12 protein-coding genes and 1 pseudogene are annotated in these 17,399 nt (G+C 69.0%); 5 read left to right on the top strand and 8 right to left on the bottom strand.

Going from position 1 to position 17,399, the window contains the following annotated elements; translation table 11 throughout:
* Positions 1-170 precede the first annotated feature (170 nt).
* Together RZ1_RS18015 and RZ1_RS18010 are read right to left on the bottom strand one after the other, a co-directional pair.
* Positions 171-1,232: an NAD(P)H-dependent flavin oxidoreductase gene (locus RZ1_RS18015; RefSeq protein ID WP_072813856.1), complete on the bottom strand. Its 1,062-nt coding sequence runs from the start codon at positions 1,230-1,232 to the stop codon at positions 171-173.
* On the bottom strand, positions 1,229-1,828 hold the full coding sequence (locus tag RZ1_RS18010) for a flavodoxin family protein (RefSeq protein ID WP_072813855.1): 600 nt from the start codon (positions 1,826-1,828) through the stop codon (positions 1,229-1,231). The genes RZ1_RS18015 and RZ1_RS18010 overlap by 4 nt, the downstream gene beginning before the upstream one ends.
* Before the next feature lie 70 nt (positions 1,829-1,898).
* Between RZ1_RS18010 and RZ1_RS29670 the strand changes: the two genes are divergently transcribed.
* A complete protein-coding gene (locus RZ1_RS29670) occupies positions 1,899-2,261 on the top strand; it encodes a TetR/AcrR family transcriptional regulator (RefSeq protein WP_083583755.1) in 363 nt (120 codons plus the stop codon).
* 989 nt (positions 2,262-3,250) lie between these two features.
* Positions 3,251-3,902: pseudogene (locus RZ1_RS17990) on the top strand (acyl-CoA synthetase family protein); the annotation flags it as partial.
* 56 nt (positions 3,903-3,958) lie between these two features.
* Here RZ1_RS17990 and RZ1_RS17985 read toward each other — a convergent pair.
* Entirely contained in the window at positions 3,959-4,588 is a 630-nt protein-coding gene (locus RZ1_RS17985; RefSeq protein WP_072813877.1) for a class I SAM-dependent methyltransferase, read from the bottom strand.
* Between the two features lie 126 nt (positions 4,589-4,714).
* Here RZ1_RS17985 and RZ1_RS17980 point away from each other — a divergent pair, with 126 nt between their 5' ends.
* A complete protein-coding gene (locus RZ1_RS17980) occupies positions 4,715-5,362 on the top strand; it encodes a class I SAM-dependent methyltransferase (protein WP_072813851.1) in 648 nt (215 codons plus the stop codon).
* Positions 5,363-5,627: 265 nt separating this feature from the next.
* Here the strand turns inward: RZ1_RS17980 and bioD are convergent, their stop codons facing one another.
* The 3 genes from bioD to RZ1_RS17965 form a co-directional block, all read right to left on the bottom strand.
* Positions 5,628-6,341, bottom strand: coding sequence for a dethiobiotin synthase (bioD, locus tag RZ1_RS17975; RefSeq protein ID WP_072813850.1), 714 nt, complete (start codon positions 6,339-6,341; stop codon positions 5,628-5,630).
* Positions 6,338-7,477 (bottom strand): 8-amino-7-oxononanoate synthase, encoded by a 1,140-nt coding sequence (locus tag RZ1_RS17970; protein WP_072813849.1) that lies wholly within the window; start codon positions 7,475-7,477, stop codon positions 6,338-6,340. The genes bioD and RZ1_RS17970 overlap by 4 nt, the downstream gene beginning before the upstream one ends.
* A 79-nt stretch (positions 7,478-7,556) precedes the next feature.
* Positions 7,557-8,843 (bottom strand): adenosylmethionine--8-amino-7-oxononanoate transaminase, encoded by a 1,287-nt coding sequence (locus RZ1_RS17965; RefSeq protein WP_072813848.1) that lies wholly within the window; start codon positions 8,841-8,843, stop codon positions 7,557-7,559.
* Between the two features lie 133 nt (positions 8,844-8,976).
* Between RZ1_RS17965 and RZ1_RS17960 the strand changes: the two genes are divergently transcribed.
* On the top strand, positions 8,977-11,037 hold the full coding sequence (locus RZ1_RS17960) for an acyltransferase family protein (protein WP_072813847.1): 2,061 nt from the start codon (positions 8,977-8,979) through the stop codon (positions 11,035-11,037).
* A gap of 50 nt (positions 11,038-11,087) precedes the next feature.
* Positions 11,088-13,400, top strand: coding sequence for a glycogen debranching protein GlgX (gene glgX, locus RZ1_RS17955; RefSeq protein ID WP_072813846.1), 2,313 nt, complete (start codon positions 11,088-11,090; stop codon positions 13,398-13,400).
* A gap of 249 nt (positions 13,401-13,649) precedes the next feature.
* Here glgX and RZ1_RS17950 read toward each other — a convergent pair whose 3' ends face one another.
* Together RZ1_RS17950 and RZ1_RS17945 are read right to left on the bottom strand one after the other, a co-directional pair.
* Positions 13,650-15,449 (bottom strand): ABC transporter ATP-binding protein, encoded by a 1,800-nt coding sequence (locus tag RZ1_RS17950; protein ID WP_072813845.1) that lies wholly within the window; start codon positions 15,447-15,449, stop codon positions 13,650-13,652.
* Positions 15,446-17,221 carry an ABC transporter ATP-binding protein gene (locus RZ1_RS17945; protein ID WP_072813844.1) on the bottom strand — a complete coding sequence of 592 codons (1,776 nt, stop codon included), beginning with the start codon at positions 17,219-17,221 and terminating at the stop codon, positions 15,446-15,448. Before RZ1_RS17945 ends, RZ1_RS17950 begins: the two co-directional genes overlap by 4 nt.
* Positions 17,222-17,399 lie beyond the last annotated feature (178 nt).

The following is a 17,399-nucleotide window of genomic DNA, read 5'->3' as shown; positions in this document are numbered from 1 at the left end:
CTAGTACTCATCGGAGTGGTCGGCAACCGTCTCAACAGCACACCCGAGTACCCGGTCTACATCTGGTAGGCAGCTCGAGGACCCGCCCCCATCGGCGGAGCCACACGGGTGAGCACTTTCGGTGAGCAGGATCAAAGAGCGCCATCACGCGTGCAGCGTGGCGGCCATAGTCACCTCTCCGATCCGTGCCGGCCGCCGCAGAAGTCTGCATCGGCCGTCAACGCCGCGAGGTATTCGCGGGCGTCGGTACTGCCTGCCAGTGCCGCGGATTGTCCTGACCACAGGTTCAGCAATTCCGCGTCGCCTCGTTGCGCGGCCGCGGTCCGGATCGGTGCCATGAGGGCGTTCTGTGCGGGATAGCCGGGAACGGCGGCCTCGAACTCGGCCATCTCACGCGTGAAGCGATTGGCAATGCCTCGGGCCGTACGACCGGAGAACAGCCGGGTGAGCACGGTGGTTCGAGCCTCGGCGCTGCGTAGCCTGGCTCGATGCACCGCGCTCGCGCCCGACTGTTCGGTCGCAAGGAATCCGGTACCGATCTGCACTGCGTCCGCTCCGAGAAGCATCGCGGCGGCGATCCCGCGAGTATCGGCGATCCCGCCTGCCGCCACGACAGGAATGGAAACAGCGCGCGCCACTTGGGGAATCAGCGAGAAAGTGCCGACGAGGGATTCGTTGATCGGGCGGAGGAAGGCGCCGCGATGACCACCGGCATCGGATCCGGATGCGACTACCGCGTCCATGCCCGCGGCTTCCACTGCGACGGCTTCGTCCACGGTCGTAGCGGTGCCCATGGTGACGATCCCGCGCTCGCGCGCCGCTGCGAGGAATCCAGCGTCGGGGATACCCATCACGAAACTCGCCACCGGCGGTGCGGCTTCGAGCACCGCGGCGAGTTGTTCGGCGTAGTCCGGTACAGCGATCTCGTGTGGCGGCTCGGCGCCGAGTTCGGCGTAGAACGGTCGGAGCCTGTTCATGTCCTCAGAACTGAGATCAGTGGGTTGGCCGGATTGAGGAACCCACAGGTTGATGTTGAACGGCCTGCTGGTTCGAGCCCTACATGCAGCGACCAGCTCGATGATTGCTGAACCGTGGAGGACGTGGGCCCCGAACGAGCCGAGCCCGCCACCGTCGGAGACCGTGGCCAGCAGTTCGACGGTCGACAATCCGCCACCGAACGGCCCCTGCACGATGGGGTGCTCGATTCCGATCAGATCGGTGAAGGCGTTCACTGGGCGACCACCTGACGGCGACGCGACAAGGCCGGTGTGTGTTCGGCAACGCGGCGACCAAGATGGGCCGCGGTATCCAAATCAGCTTGCACCGGAGCCTTCGCGGGAGCCAGAACCGAGGGCGACTGAGCCATTGCACCCAGGAAGCTGCCGAGTGCGTTCAACGAGTCACGCCGCCCGGCGGAGGTGTAGGCCCAGCCCGGTGGCAGATCGAGACCCACCCAGGTCGTCTCGTGTTGGGCCGCGAACAGCGACAGCCCGACCAAGGTGTTGAGCTTGTCGCCGTTGACACCGGCGGAGTTGGTGAACCCGGCCGCAACCTGGTCCTTCCACCCCTGCTCGGCCCACACGACGGAACTGGCCTCGGCGAAGGACTGGAAGACCGCACTGTGGCCGGCCATGGAGGTGGGCGTACCGAGCACGATCGCATCCGCGCCCGCGAGTGTGGTCCGCAGATTCTCGCCGAGTTTCTCGACATCGACCAGCAGAGCATCGACGCCGTCGACGCTCTCCGCGCCCCATACGACGGACTTCGCCTGCTGCTCGGTATGTCCGTGTCCGCTGCGGTCGGCGACAGCGACGGTGACTTCGGGCATTCTTCACACTCCTTTGTAGACGATCGGTCAACGATAAATGGAAAGTTGACCGATCGTCTCGGCTCGGGGAATGGGGAGATTCAGCGACGCCCGAGAGCGCTTACTCGCCGCGTCGGGCGACCTCATGCATCAGCTCGGATACGCCGCCATCGGCGTTGCCGAGATCTGTGCACGCGCCGGCGTCCGCAAGGGAAGCTTCTACCATTTCTTCCCTTCCAAAGAGGCATTGTCACTGGCCGCGGTCGATGCCTACTGGGACGGGCAACGCCCCGCATGGTTGGCCGCCAGAGACAGTGCGGGCGATCCCGAGTATCGCCTCGAATCTCTGATCGGCGCCCAGATCCAAGCTCAGCACACGTATCGGCAGGCCACCGGAAACGTCGGCGGTTGCATGCCGGCAAACGTCGGGATCGAACCGACCGACGGAAAATAGCTGGTATGCAAGAGAATTCAAGATATTTCCAGCGAGCAGACGACCATTGTTGCCGACATCGTCGCAGATATCACAACCGAGGATCCGGTCGCCACCGCCAGGGCAGTCCTCGCCCAGCTCGAGGGAGCACTCCTGTTCGCCAGATTGCACAACGATCCATCACTGCTGGACCGGGTATGGGAGCAGACGCGCCGACTGTTGGACACCGAATCGTAGCCCGGATGCTGAAATCGATACCGTTGATGCGGCCGTGCCCGGCATCGAGGCCGCGGCAGTTCGCCACACGCGCCTTTCGCCGCCCACCCTTTGCCACCTTCTTGACGCAAGACAGAGGCGGGCGTCGAATATCGCGGCCCCACCAGGGGCCGTCGCCGAGACGTCGGCTCCGGCTCGGGCGAGCATCTGCTGCTCCAACTGCTGGGGATCGATCGTCGGCTGATCCACAGGATCGAGTGTTTCGGTCATGATGGTGTCTTCTCGCCAAGCAAGCTCGGTGTATCGGCCAATGCCGGATCAACCGCTATCCCGACAGTCTCCTTGGCGGCGAGGTCGGCTGATGAGGCGAAGGGCTTGGCCATGTCGTGTCCGATCTGAGTCGTAAAGCCATTTACGAATGGCCACGCTAAGTGTCGCGGATCACACCATCAAGACTGTCGCGGCACTCGTGCACGGAACGCAAAACCACATGCAGGGAATGCGAAGACGAGCCAACCCGACCCGTCGAGGCTGCTTTCGGAAGGGGACTTCCACCAGTATTGATCCGTGCTCAGACTTTCGTCGGTTCGTCGAGGAACGGTCCTCGCCCGAGGCCCCGAAGGCTGTTCCTGTCGCCGATGCGGTCGACAACCGCGGCCGCAGCCTGCGGGACTTCACGGGCATTGAAGTCGGAGTGCGCGATTTCGGTGACATGGCGTCCGCCGGCGCGGACGGCGGTGCGCAGTCGCCGCCCAGGGGTAGATGTCCTGGACAGGTGGTGGTGGATGCGTTGCGACAATCCGCTGCGGGTCACGTACGGCAATGAGGCCACCGACCGGGACATCGACGAGTTCTCACGGCGTTTCGGCTGCACGGTGTTCGACGGGTTCGGGTCGACGGAGCTGGCGATCATCATCACCCGCGAACCGGGCACCCCGCCGGGGGTCGATCGGCCGCGGCCTCGACGGCGTCGCCGTCTACGATTCCGAATCTCTCACCGAACGCGAGGCGGCGGAGTTCGACGCCGACGGCGCATTGATCAACGCGGACAAGGCGATCGGAGAACTCGTCAACACACACGGCGGCGGGTTCTTCTCCGGCTGCTACAACGATCCGAACGCCACCTCCGAGCGGATGCGTGGAGGCATGTTCCGGTCCGGCGACCTCGGTTACAGGGACGCGGACGGGTCTATCCGGCCGGGCGCACCACCGACTGGATGCGCGACGACGCGGAGCTCTCCCCCGCTGAGTTCGAGCAGTCCTCGCCGCGCAACCCGACCTGCCCCCGAAGGCGTGGCCGCGCTGGGTGCGGATCAGCAGCGACCTGCCGGTCACCGCGACGAACAAGATACTCGAGCGCGAACTGAATCGCAGGGCGCCACCGCGGCCGGTGGTGTGCTGTGGGAACGCCGAGGTCGCACACACTTCGAGGATGTCGCGCGGTGACGGTCAGGCCCGGAACAGGCGGATGAAACCGCTCCGGGCCGCAACCGCGACAGCGGTCAGCGGCGCCGCGCGCGCAGCACGGTGTCGTGGACGGTGACGGCGCGACCTTCGGGATCGGTCGCCTCGTGCGGCGCCGACGTGTTGGTGATGATCTGCCAGGCGTCCGGTTCGAGCAAGGCGACGAGATCGTCTCCGGTGAAGAACAGTTCGGGTCGCGGGGGTCGCGGCATCGTCGTCTGCAGGTCCGAGGGGTGATGTCCGACGATGAGCAGGGTGCCACCGGGCGCGACAGCGGACGCGAGCCGCCGGTAGAGCACGTCGCGTGGCTCGGCGGGCAGGTGCAGATACTGCACGGTGACCAGATCGAATCGGTCGTCTCCGGGATCCCACTGGGTCAAGTCCTCGTGCCGCCACGCGATCCGGTCGCCGATCTCGGCGGGTTCGGCGTCCGCGTGTCCGGCTGCACGTGCGAGGGCGACGGAGGAGATGTCCATCGCGGTGACGATCCAGCCGCGGCGCGCGAGCCAGATCGCGTCCGCGCCTTCGCCGCTGCCGACGTCGAGCGCCGTGCCGGGAGCAAGTTCGGCGGCTTCCGCGATCAGGTGCCGATTGGCGGCGCCGCTCCACAGGGCGGTGCGGGCGCTGTAGCGTTCGTCCCACAGCTTTTCGTCGGTGCCGTCCTGCATGACCACGCCCTTCCTCTCGACAACCTCGACGCAATCTACCCCATGGGGTATACCCCCTCGTGGGTATCTCCACCTCGGTACAGTCGACGAAACCGGATTCGCACCGCGGCAGAAACGGAGCGCACCATGCGGCAACCGGACAACGAGACCGTGGGCCGGATCTTCGACACGCTGTCGAGCCGGTACGACTCGCAGATCGCCTGGTGGGAGCGCCGAGTCCTGGGCATGCCCCGGCAATGGGCTATCCCGCGGGCGGAAGGTCGCGTGCTCGAGATCGCCGTGGGCACCGGGCTGAATCTGCCGCTGTACGGGCCGGAGGTCACGAGCGTTCTCGGAATCGACCTGTCCGACAAGATGCTCGACCTCGCCCGCGCACGCATCGATAACGAGCAGCTGACCCGAACGACCGTGCGCCGCGGCGACGCCCAAGCCCTGGACCTACCGGACAGCAGCATCGACACGGTGGTCTCGACCCTGACGTTCTGCACCATCCCAGACCCCCTGCGCGCGAGCCGCGAGGCGTTCCGGGTGCTGGTTCCGGGTGGCCGTTTCGTTCTCGCCGAGCACGGACCTGCTACGAACCGGGTCGGTGCGGCGCTCATGCGAATGGTCGAGCCGATCACCGTCCGGTTCGGAGCCGACCACCTCACCCGCGATCCGGTCCCCTATCTCGAAGGAGCGGGTTTCGTCGTCGACGAGGTGCATCGTGTCGGCGCCGGAGGTGTCGGGTTCCGGGTGATCGCGCATAAACCCGCGGACGTCCCGGCTGGCTGATTCCTCGAGCGGCGATCCGGTGCGGAACCTCGCCGCCGCCGGTGTCCGCGGCAGGTCCCCGAGGTGATGGCGGTGGTGGACCCGCGGTGTCTGCGCGGGGACGGGCTCGGGTCCGATCGCCCCGGCACGTTGGGCGGCGGCCGTGGCGGAGATCGGCAGGGTACCGACGAGGACCGTCGCCGACCGACCGGCAGCCGAGATGCCCCGTGATCGTTCGTTCGCGAGGGTCACCGACAGAAACTCTCGAACCGGCCGGGTCGGGGGCTCACCGGCGGGTTCCGAACCGGACCGACACCTCCGGCAGCAGCGGGGTCGCCGCCAGCCACTGCTGGGCACCGGCCGAGAACGCCGACGAATCGAGGCCGCCGCTGCCGGCCGGGATGCGACCGAGCAGGGGAACGCCGGTGACGTCGGGCAGATCCTCGAGATTGCATTGCTGCGCGAGATCCGGGTCGCCGGGCCAGGATCCGATGACGGTCCCGACGCACTCGACACCGGCCGCCCGGAGTGCCCCGACCGTCAGAGCACTGTGGTTGAGGGTGCCGAGGCCGGCCGCAGCCACCAGCACCGTCGGGGCGCCGAGCGCGGCCGCGACGTCGGCGAGGGTGAAACCGTCGACGCCGATCCGCACCAATACACCGCCGGCGCCCTCGACGAGCGTCAGGTCATGGGTCGCGTCGAGCGCACGCACCGCGGCGACGACGTCGAGCAGATTCAGCAGCGGTCGTCCGCTGCGGCGGGCCGCGGTGTCCGGGGCGAGCGGTTCGGGGTAGCGGGCCAGCTCGAGGGTGTCGATGCCGGGACCGGCGAGGCGCGTGATCTCGGCGAGGTCGCCGGGTTCGTCGTCCTCGACGCCGGTCTGGGCGGGTTTGCACACCGCGACGCGCAGACCGGCCGCCTCCGCGACCGCGGCGAGAGCCGCGGTCGTCACGGTCTTGCCGACGTCTGTGGAGGTGCCGGTGATGCAGAGAACGCTCACACCCGGGCCTCCGCGAGGACGTCGCCGAGGACCGAAGCGATCAGGTCCAGATCCGCGGTCTCCAGGTCGGCGCGGGCGGTCAGGCGCAGTCGGGACGTGCCCGCGGGCACGGACGGCGGCCGGAAACACCCGACGTGCAGGCCGCGTTCGCGGCACGCCGCGGCGGCACCGACGGCGATCGTCGGGTCACCGAGGATGACCGACACGACCGCCGATTCGGGCGCGTCGACACCGGTGATGCGGGCGAGGTCGGCGGCCCGCTGCAGGACCGCGGTGGCACGCTCCGGCTGCTCGCGGAGGATGCGCAGTGCGCTGCGGGCGGCGCCGACGGCCGCGGGCGCGAGTCCGGTGTCGAAGATGAAGGTGCGGGCGGTGTCGATGAGATGCTCCCGGATCCGGCTGTCCCCGAGCACGATTCCACCCTGCGCGGCAAGAGATTTGGACAGCGTCGCCGTGACGACGACGTCGGGCTCGCCGGCGAGGCCCACTTCGTGTACGAGTCCGCGACCCCCTACACCGCGGACGCCCACACCGTGGGCCTCGTCCACGAGGAGCAACGCGTCGTGCGCGCGGCACACCCGATGGAGTGCTTGCAGCGGCGCGAGGTCACCGTCGGCACTGAACACCGAGTCGGTGAGAACAAGGGCGCGCGGTTCGGCGCGCGTGGCGAGGGCTGTCTCGACGAATTCGACGTCGGCGTGCGGGGCGACCTGCACCCGCGACCGCGACAGGCGGCACGCGTCGACGAGGGAGGCGTGGGAACCCGCGTCGGAGACGATCAGGGTACCGGGTCCGCCCAGCGCGGTGACCGCACCGAGATTCGCCGCGTAACCGCTCGCGAACACGAGACCCGCTTCGGCGCCGACGAACTCGGCGAGTTCACGTTCGAGCAGTTCGTGTTCGGCGGTCGTGCCGGTGACCAGACGGGAGCCGGTCGAGCCCGCACCCCAGCGACGCAGCGCCGCCGCGGCACCGGCGACGACCTCGGGATGCCGGACCAGGCCGAGGTAGTCGTTGGATGCCAGGTCGACGAGGCGGGAACCGGACGTGCGGGGCAGCAGTGTTCGATGCAGCCCCGCGACGCGGCGCTTTTCGGCGGCGTCGTCGAGCCAGGCCAGACTGACGGGTGCGGTCATGGAACGACACCATACTTGAACGGTGTTCAAGTAGCCAGACGTGACCACCCGGCCAATTCGTGCCGCTGGGGGCGGGCGGTCAGCTCCGCGCCCGTGCCGCCGCGAGCATCCCGCCGGTGATCGCGGCGACGTCGTCGGCGGTGCACACGTACGGCGGCATCGCGTAGATCAGGTTCCGGAACGGGCGCAGCCACACCCCCGCCGCGACCGCGGCATCGGTGGCGGCGCGCATATCGACGGGTTCGGCGAGCTCGAGCACGCCGATCCCGCCGAGCACCCGAACGTCGGTCACGCCGGGTAGCTCCCTGGCCGGTTCCAGTCCGGCCTCGAGGCCGGTGGTCAGCGCCGCGGCCTCGGACCGCCAGTCGCGTGTGAGCAGCAACTCGACCGCCGCGACCGCGACCGCGCACGCCAGCGGGTTGCCCATGAATGTCGGTCCGTGCATGACGCCGCCACCTTCCCCGGCGCTGATCACTTCGGCGATCCCGGAGGTGCACAGGACCGCCGCGAGGGTGAGATAGCCGCCGGTGAGGGCCTTGCCGACGCACATGACGTCGGGGCTGATCCCGGCGTGGTCGGCGGCGAACAGTTCGCCGGTGCGGCCGAATCCGGTGGCGATCTCGTCGAAGATCAGCAACAGCCCGTGTTCGTCGCACATGCGGCGCAGCTCGCGCAGGTAGGCGGGGTCGTGGAAGCGCATGCCGCCGGCGCCCTGCACGACCGGCTCGACGATGACCGCTGCGAGTTCGTCGGCGTGCTCGATCAGTATCTTCTCGAACTCCGCGACGTAGCCGGGATCGAAGTCGCGCGGCGGCGCGGGGGCGAACACCTGCCGGGAGAGCACGCCGGTCCACATCGAGTGCATGCCGCCCTCGGGGTCGCAGACGCTCATCGGTGTGAACGTGTCACCGTGGTAGCCGCCGCGCCACGTCATGAGGCGGTGTCGTCCGGGACGTCCCAGCGCACGCTGATACTGCAACGCGAGCTTGATCGCGACCTCCACCGACACCGACCCGGAGTCTGCGAGGAAAACCTTGTCGAGCCCGTCGGGAGTGATCCGCACCAGCAGCTCCGCCAGTCGTGCCGCGGGCTCGTGGGTGAGCCCGCCGAACATCACGTGGCTCATGCGCCCGATCTGCTCGGTGACGGCGGCATCGAGCACCGGGTGCCGGTAGCCGTGCACCGCGGCCCACCACGAACTCATGCCGTCGACGAGTTCGCGGCCGTCCGCGAGGACGAGCCGGGTTCCGTGCGCGTGGTCGACGACGAGCGGCTCCGTGGAGGCCGGGAACGCCCCGTACGGATGCCACAGGTGCGCGGCGTCGAGCTCCGCGATGCGGGACACGGACAGGGACGGGGAGTTCACGGCCCCGACTGTAGGCGGTGTCGTGATCGTCCGGAGCAGCGCATAGGGTGGCTGGCCGTATCTGTGTGCAGCTGTTACAGGAACCGCTCGGTGCCGCACGTCTCCGAGTCCGGCCGTCCCCGAAGGGAGTTCGATGCCCGTCGATACGTCCACCCCACGGCTGCGGCCGGCCGGCGACCGTGCGGTCGGGGCGGGTCGCCGCGCCGATCTCGACGGCCTCCGTGGCCTCGCGATCGGCCTGGTCGTGGTCTTCCACGTGTGGTTCGGGCGGGTGTCCGGTGGTGTCGATGTGTTCCTCGCGCTGTCCGGGTACTTCTTCGTCGGTGCGTTGCTGCGTGTTACGGAGTCCACCGCACCGCTCGATCCGCGGCCGGTGCTGCGCCGGGTGGGCCGCCGCCTGCTGGCACCATTGGTGCTGGTGCTGATCGCGGTCACCGCGGCCCAGGTGGTTCTGACCCCGCCGACGGGGTGGTTCTCGACGGCCGAACAGACCTTCGCGTCGCTGACCTTCCTGCAGAACTGGCATCTGGCGCACGCAGCAAACGACTATCTGGCCGCCGATCCGTCGGTGAGCCCGATGCAACATCTGTGGTCGATCGCGGTGCAGGGCCAGTTCTACGTCGCCGCGCTGGTCGTGGTGTTCACGCTCGCGGGGGTCCTGCGGCGACGCGGCCTGTCCACCCGGACGCCGCTCGCGGTGCTGCTCGTCGTGGTCACCGCCGCCTCGTTCGGCTATGCCGCGTTCTCGTCCGCGGGCCCGACATGGCTGTACTACGACAGTGCCGCACGCCTGTGGGAGCTGACGCTCGGCGGGCTGTTCGTGTGCGTGGCGCCGTGGCTGCGGGTGCCGCGATGGACCGCCGCCACACTCGCGGTGCTCGCGCTTCTCGTGCTTCTCGGCTGCGGCGCGGTGCTCGACGGCCGCGCGCAGTTCCCCGGACCGTGGGCGCTGGTCCCGGTCGGCGCGGCGCTGCTGCTGGTCGTGACCGGCACGACGCGGCCGACCGCGGTGTCGCGCCTGTTGGCGTCCGCGCCGCTGATGTGGCTCGGCGCGATCGCCTACGCGCTGTACCTGTGGCACTGGCCGGTGCTGATCACCTACCTGGTCGTGCGGGACCGGCTCAGTGTCGGTGCGTTCGGTGGTCTCGTGGTGATCGCCCTGTCGCTGGTGCTGGCCGAGGCGACCACCCGGTTGGTGGAGGACCCGATCAGGACGGGCACGCCGTCGTGCAAGCGAACATCGCTCGTCGCGGCCCTGACGACCGCCGGTGTGGCACTGGCCGCCGTCTCCGTCGGGTGGGTCCAGTACGTGGATCGTTCCGCCCGGCAGATCGCCGATCTGCCGGGCCTGTCCGACGAGGTCTATCCCGGCGCCGGCGTGTTCGACATTCACCCGGATCCGGTGAGCGCACCGGTGAAGCCGCCGCTGATGGTGGCCGAGCACGACCTTCCTGCCACCACGACCGACCACTGCATCGCCGCGCCCGGGCAACGCGAGGCGGTCTCCTGCACCTACGGGGATCCGACGGCGAGCCGCCGGATCGCACTGACCGGCGGCTCCCATTCCGAGCACTGGTTGCCCGCGCTGGATCTGCTCGGCAAGGAACACCGTTTCCGTGTCGACACGTACGTCAAGGTGGGATGTCCGCTGTCGGATCCGCTGACGCCGCTGACCGAGGACTCGGTGACCGTCGACTGCGACACCTGGTCGAAGAATGTGCTCGCGGCGCTGGCGGCGGATCCGCCGGACTACGTGTTCACGACGTCGACCCGTCCCCGCGAGGCAGGCGCAGGTCCGGGTGACTACACGCCCGGCTGGTACGTGGCGCTGTGGGAGACGCTCACCTCGTACGACATCCAGGTTCTTGCGATCCGGGATACCCCGTGGCTGCAGGACGACGGCATCCCGTACCGCGCGTCGGATTGCCTCGCGCGGGGCGGCGACGCGTATGCGTGCGGGGTCGCGCGGGCGGATGCGCTCGACGTCGTCGATCCGGCTCGGGAAGCGGCGGCGCACTTGCCGACCGTCCATCCGCTGGATCTGTCCGATGTGGTGTGCCGCGCGGATCGCTGCCTGGCGGTGGAGGGCAACGTCCTGATCTACCGCGATCGCGACCACCTCACCACCGTGTACGTGCGCACCTTGGCGCCCGAGCTGGGCCGTCAGCTGCGCACGATCACCGACTGGTGGTGACGATCCGCTCACTGCGAGCACCGAGGACGTTCCGATTAGTGTTGGCCGGTATGGAACCCAGCGAACCGACCGCGACCGGTGACTCCCCCGACCAGGAGATACTGGTCTGGCCCGGTAGCCCGTACCCGCTGGGCGCCACCTACGACGGTGCCGGCACGAACTTCGCCGTGTTCTCGGAAGTCGCCGCGAAGGTGGAGTTGTGCCTGATCGCCCGCGACAACATCGAGACACGTATCCCGCTGGAGGAGGTCGACGGGTACGTGTGGCACGCGTATCTGCCGATGATCGCGCCCGGGCAGCGCTACGGCTACCGCGTGCACGGACCGTACGACCCGGCGCGAGGCCTGCGTTGCGATCCGAGCAAGCTGCTGCTCGATCCGTACGGCAAGGCATTCGACGGCTCGTTCGACGGTGACCCCTCGCTGTACTCGTATGCGGTCGCGGGGCCGGAGACGGACAGCGAAGCATCCGGCGCGGAGATTCCCGATGATGCGGCCACCGAAGATGCCGTGACGGGGGACGCCGACGGCGCAGAGCCCGCAGCCCCGGACACACCCGCCGAGGGCGGCGAGAGTGTCGACGAACAGCCCGACGAGGCCGGGGGATTTCCGCAACTCGATTCGCTCGGTCACACCATGACCACGGTGGTGATCAATCCGTTCTTCGACTGGGCCACCGACCGCCCACCGCGCCGGCCCTATCACGAGACGATCATCTACGAGGCACACGTCAAGGGCATGACGGCGTCGCACCCCGGCGTCCCGGAACAGTTGCGGGGAACCTATGCGGGACTGTCGCATCCGGTGATCATCGACCATCTGCGCGAGCTCGGGGTGACCGCGATCGAACTGATGCCGGTGCACCAGTTCATGCACGACCAGGTGCTACTCGACCAAGGGTTGCGAAACTACTGGGGTTACAACACGTTCGGATTCCTGGCCCCGCACACGGACTACTCGTCGTCGGCGAAGCCCAGCGCCGTCGTCGCGGAGTTCAAGGCGATGGTGCGCGCGTTCCACGAAGCGGGCATCGAGGTGATTCTCGACGTCGTCTACAACCACACCGCGGAAGGCAACCATCTCGGCCCGACCATCGCGTTCCGCGGCATCGACAACGCCGCCTACTACCGGCTCGTCGACGACGACAAGACCCACTACATGGACTACACGGGCACCGGAAACAGCCTCAACGCCCGCCACCCGCACACCCTGCAGTTGATCATGGATTCGCTGCGGTACTGGGTGACCGAGATGCACGTGGACGGGTTCCGCTTCGATCTGGCGTCGACGCTGGCCCGGGAGCTGCACGATGTGGACCGGCTGTCGGCGTTCTTCGATCTGGTGCAACAGGACCCGGTCGTCTCGCAGGTCAAGCTGATCGCCGAACCGTGGGACGTCGGCGAGGGCGGCTATCAGGTGGGCAACTTCCCCGGGTTGTGGACGGAATGGAACGGCAAGTTCCGCGACACGGTCCGTGACTACTGGCGCGGCGAACCGGCGACACTCGGCGAGTTCGCATCCCGGCTGACCGGTTCGTCGGATCTGTACGAGGCGACCGGACGGCGACCCGGCGCGTCGATCAACTTCGTCACCGCCCACGACGGGTTCACACTCGCGGACCTGGTGTCCTACAACGAGAAGCACAACGAGGCCAACGGCGAGGACAACCGCGACGGCGAATCGCACAACCGGTCATGGAACTGCGGCGCCGAAGGTCCCACCGACGACCCGGAGATCCTGGCGTTGCGGGCGCGGCAGCAACGCAACATCATGGCGACGCTGATGTTGTCGCAGGGCACCCCGATGCTCGCCCACGGCGACGAACTCGGGCGCTCGCAGCGCGGCAACAACAACGTCTACTGCCAGGACAACGAACTGGCGTGGATGGATTGGTCACCCGAGAGTGTGGATACGGACATGCTTGCGTTCACCCGCAACGTGATCCGGTTGCGCCGCGATCATCCCGTGTTCCGGCGGCGTCGATTCTTCGAGGGCCGGCCCATCCGCAGCGGCGACCAGTCCCGCGACATCGCGTGGCGCACGCCCGCCGGCGACGAGATGACCCCCGAGGACTGGGACAGCGGATTCGGCAAATCCCTCGCGGTGTTCCTCAACGGTGACGGCATCCCCGAGCCGGATCAGCGCGGGCAGCGCGTCGCCGACGACTCGTTCCTGCTGTGTTTCAACGCCCATCACGAGCCGATCGATTTCGTCGTCTCGTCCGGGCCCGACGATCCGGACTGGACTGCGGTGCTCGATACGGACAGCCCCGACGGCCTGCGTGAGTTGGCGGTCGCGCCGGGCGGGTCGGTGCAGGTGCAGGCCCGTTCGCTGCTGGTGCTGCGGCGGCCACGTAGCCACTGACCCGTGTCGTCCCACCCGACGAGATCGCCGGATATGTTTACGCGACGGAGACGGTCCGAGGGTGGCGATCATCCGCCGGACTGCTCGCATCGGGCGTTCATGCGATTCTGCACAGCCTCGTGCCTGCCGCGACACCGCGCTCGATGAGTGTTTCGGCACCCTCCGATGGCGTAGGAGCCGACGACGCCACCACCCTGCGCAGACCTGCAGGCCCAGATGCGCTCGGCCTCGATCTCGTCGAACCGCGGCCTACCGCCCAGCCCGGCCCCTCGACCATGCGGCCCACAACCGCGCGTACCGACCGTCGCGTCGTAGGAGCTCGTCGTGCGAGCCTTCCTCGACGACAGCGCCGTGATCCATCAGCACGACCCGGTCGGCGGAGGCGGCCTGACTGAGCCGGTGCGCGACGATCAGCGCCGATCGTCCCTCGAGCGCGGCCGCGGCGGATGCCTCGAGCACACCGGCACCGGCACTGCCCGCATCGGCGGTCGCCTCGTCGAGGATCACCAGCGCCGGATCGAGCAGCACCAGCCGGGCCAGCGCGACCTGCTGCACCTGCAGGGGTGACAGGTCGTGTCCGCCGGCGCCGACGATCGTCTCGATGCCCTCGGGCAGCAACTGCACCCACTCCCACGCGTGAACGCGCCGCAACGCCTCCCGGACCTGCCCGTCGGTGGCCTCCGCTGCCGCCATCCGCAGGTCGTCGGCGAGCGTCCCCGCGAACACGTGCACCTCCTGCGTCACGAGTGCGACGCGACGCGCGCGTTCCGATTCGTCGAGTTCCGCAAGGCCGGCACCGGCGAACCGCACGTCGCCGTGCCGGGGCCGGTGGATGCCCGCGAGAACCGCCGCGAGGGTGGTCTTGCCCGCACCGGACGCGCCGACCAGCGCGACGTGCTCGCCGTCCGCGATCGTCAGGGACACGCCCTCGAGCACCGGGGGCTTACCCGGGTACGCGAACGTGATGTCGCGGGCATCGAGGATCCGCTCCTGCGGCGTCGGCGCCGACACGCCGCCCGCACCGTCGTCGGACCTGAACCGCTCCCCCTCGACGGTCACCCCGACGATGCGCGCCAGCGACGCGGCCGCGGACTGCAGGTCGTCGGTCACCAGCAGCAGGTCGCCGATCGGGCCGAACAGGCGCAGGAAGAAGAGCATCGCCGCCGTCGCAGCACCGACGGTGAGCGCCCCGTTCCCGACGAGCAGATAACCGAGACCGAGAATCGTTGCCATTCCGACGAATTCGGCGAAGTTGAGGAGGGCGAAGAACCGATTCTGCACGAGCCGGGCTCGCATGCTCCACCGGACCACCTCCCACGAACGCCGCTCGATCCCGTCGAGCAGCCGCCCGGTCAACCCGAACGCCCGGGCGGAGTCGAGACCACGGACGGCACCGAGCACCTCGTGCGCGCGTTTCGCCATCGCCGCGCGCTCGGCCGTGTACACGCGCGGCGCCTCACGGACATACCGCCGCACCGCGAGCACATGAACCGGCAGCACCACCACGACGACGGCCAGAAACCGCCAGTCCAGCGCGGCCAGGCCGACGATCGTCGCAACGATCGTGAACAGCGATGTCGACAACGCCGGAACACCCTGCGAGATCGCGGTGCTCACGACGTCGACGTCGTCGGTGGCACGCGAGACGAGATCCCCGGTGCCGGCCGACTCCACCCGCGACAGCGGGAGTCGCAGCGCCGCGGCCAGCATGCGTTCGCGGAGCCGGGCGAGCACGGTTTCGAACAGCTGCGCCGACGCGGCGACGCCGGACCCGGTCAGCCCGGCCCCGGCGGCGGTCGCGACGGTCATGATCACGGCGAGGCGCCCCACCTCCGCGGCACCCCCGCCGTCGATGGCGATGTCGACCGTCCGGCCCAGCGCCCACGGCATCACGAGTCCGAGGACCGCGGCCGCCACCAGCAGCGCGACCACCCCGGCCAGGCGTACCCGGCTGCCGGACAACGCGGCGAAGAAGTGCATCGTCGTGGTGCGCGCGTCGGCGACGGGAAGCGGGCCGCCCGCTGCCGTTTCGGGAACGGTGGTGGTCATCGGGCGGCCTCCACGGGTGTGCCGGCCGGTCCGGCCGGGGGCAGGGCAGGTGCGTCGTCGGCGGTGCCGCGATGGACGAGACGCCCGCCCGCCAGGACGATCACCTCGTCGGCGGCGGACAGGTGTGCCGGGGCGTCGGTGAACACCAGGGTCAGGCCCCCGGCGCGGGCCCGAGCCAATCGCTCGGCGACGTTCGCCTCGGTGACGGAGTCGACGGCCGTGGTGGGGTCGACGAGCACGAGCACCGAGGAGTCCGCGGCGATCGCCCGGGCCAGCGCGACACGCTGGCGCTGACCACCGGACAGCAGCCGACCCGCTTCCCCGACCGAGGTCTCGAGACCGTCCGGCAAGGCTTCCACCACATCGTCACAGGCCGCGGCGAACACGGCGCGGGTGATTCGGGATTCGCGGTCCGCAGCATCCGGATCGACGGCGGCGGCGATGTTGTCGAGCACGGATCCTTCGAACAGCGCGGCGTGGTGCGGCGCGACGCGGACGGTCGCGATCGCGGTGTCCTCGTCGAGATCGAACAGGTCGGTGTCACCGATCCGGACGGAACCGGATTCGGGTGGGGCCGAGCGGGACAGCACGCCGACGAGCGCCGCGGTGGTCGGTGCGTCGGCGACCACCGCGACCAGCCCGGTCGCAGGCAGGTCGAGATCGAGGTCGCGCACCGGTCCGTGGGTTAGCGCATCGAGGCGGAGCGGACCCGACGCCGTATCTCCGGTGGTGGTGCCGATCGTGATCGACGGAGGCGCCTGGAGCACGGTCAGGATGCGGCGGGCCGAGGCGACCGCGGCCGCCCACACCGACCCGGCATTGGTGCCGAGAGCACCCAGCGGCCCCATGACGAACTGGGTGAGGCCGACGACGGTGATCAACTGTCCGACGGTGAGGCCACCGCCGACCGCCATCAGACCCGCTGCGACACCGATCGCGACGACGAACAGTCCCGAAACGGATTCGATCGCGCCGAGGTAGACGCCTTCGGAACGGGACGCGGCCAGCACCCCGCTCAAGGCGCGTCTGCTCGCGGCGCCGTAACGGCGAGCGGCGACCCGCTCGGCGCCGATGCCCTTGACCACACGGAATCCGGTGACGAGGTCGGTGGCGGTGCCGGCTGCTCGCGCGGCCATCTCCTGCTGATGTTCGCTGCGGGCGCGCAGCGAACCTCCGGCGCGGTCGAGTATCCACAGGATAGTGGGGGCACCGAGCAGCACCGCGACCCCGAGTGGCCACGAGATGGTCAGCAGCACGATGCCGGTGAAGACGACCGCGGCGATCTGGCCGATCGGGTACACGCCGATCGCGGACGCCATCGCCAGGCGCTGCACGTCCGATGTCGCGATCGACAGGGACACCCCGGGGAGCCGTGGCGGCCCTGCCATGCCCCGCGGATCGAGGATGCGGTCGGTGACGCGGGTACGCAGTTGGTGCTGCACCGCCTGCATTCCGAGCAACCCGATCCGGGATCCGATCCGGAACGAGAACGACAGCATCGCGAACACGGCGCCGAGCGCGACCAGCCACAACACGAGTTGGGTACCGTCCTGCGTCGCGATCGCCCGGTCGATCGCCGACCCCATGACGACCGGGACCAGCGCCTCGCCGACCTGGTGACCGATCATCAGCACCGCTGCGGGAAGCGTCATCCGGCGCGCCGCGAAGATCGTACGGACCGTCAACTGCCGTGCGGTGGTGTCCGCGTCGACCGGGATCGGTGGGGTCGGCACCGGTTCGGCGCGGTCGAAGGTCAGCGGGCGCAGCTTCATGGTTCCTCGGGGGTCGTGGTGGTTTCGCCTGCGGCCCACGCGGAGTCGGTACACACGGTTCGTGCCGCCACCCCGACGGGGGCGACGGCACAGCCACTAGGACACAGGCGTTTGCGGTCACTTGCCGACAGCGGCAGAGAACCGCGGACCGTACTCCTCGATGACCCACCCGGGACTG

The organism is Rhodococcus zopfii NBRC 100606 = JCM 9919 (assembly GCF_001895025.1).
GTDB lineage: Bacteria > Actinomycetota > Actinomycetes > Mycobacteriales > Mycobacteriaceae > Rhodococcus > Rhodococcus zopfii.
Note: the sequence above shows the minus strand (reverse complement) of the source record. Positions and strands in the feature narration are given on the sequence as shown.

Bases quoted from the DNA above. Each gene is read 5' to 3' on its own strand.
- RZ1_RS18010 (WP_072813855.1), bottom strand. From the start codon at position 1,828: ATGCCCGAAGTCACCGTCGCTGTCGCCGACCGCAGCGGACACGGACAT.
- RZ1_RS29670 (WP_083583755.1), top strand. From the start codon at position 1,899: ATGGGGAGATTCAGCGACGCCCGAGAGCGCTTACTCGCCGCGTCGGGC.
- RZ1_RS17985 (WP_072813877.1), bottom strand. From the start codon at position 4,588: ATGCAGGACGGCACCGACGAAAAGCTGTGGGACGAACGCTACAGCGCC.
- RZ1_RS17980 (WP_072813851.1), top strand. From the start codon at position 4,715: ATGCGGCAACCGGACAACGAGACCGTGGGCCGGATCTTCGACACGCTG.
- RZ1_RS17970 (WP_072813849.1), bottom strand. From the start codon at position 7,477: ATGACCGCACCCGTCAGTCTGGCCTGGCTCGACGACGCCGCCGAAAAG.
- RZ1_RS17960 (WP_072813847.1), top strand. From the start codon at position 8,977: ATGCCCGTCGATACGTCCACCCCACGGCTGCGGCCGGCCGGCGACCGT.
- glgX (WP_072813846.1), top strand. From the start codon at position 11,088: ATGGAACCCAGCGAACCGACCGCGACCGGTGACTCCCCCGACCAGGAG.
- RZ1_RS17950 (WP_072813845.1), bottom strand. From the start codon at position 15,449: ATGACCACCACCGTTCCCGAAACGGCAGCGGGCGGCCCGCTTCCCGTC.
- RZ1_RS17945 (WP_072813844.1), bottom strand. From the start codon at position 17,221: ATGAAGCTGCGCCCGCTGACCTTCGACCGCGCCGAACCGGTGCCGACC.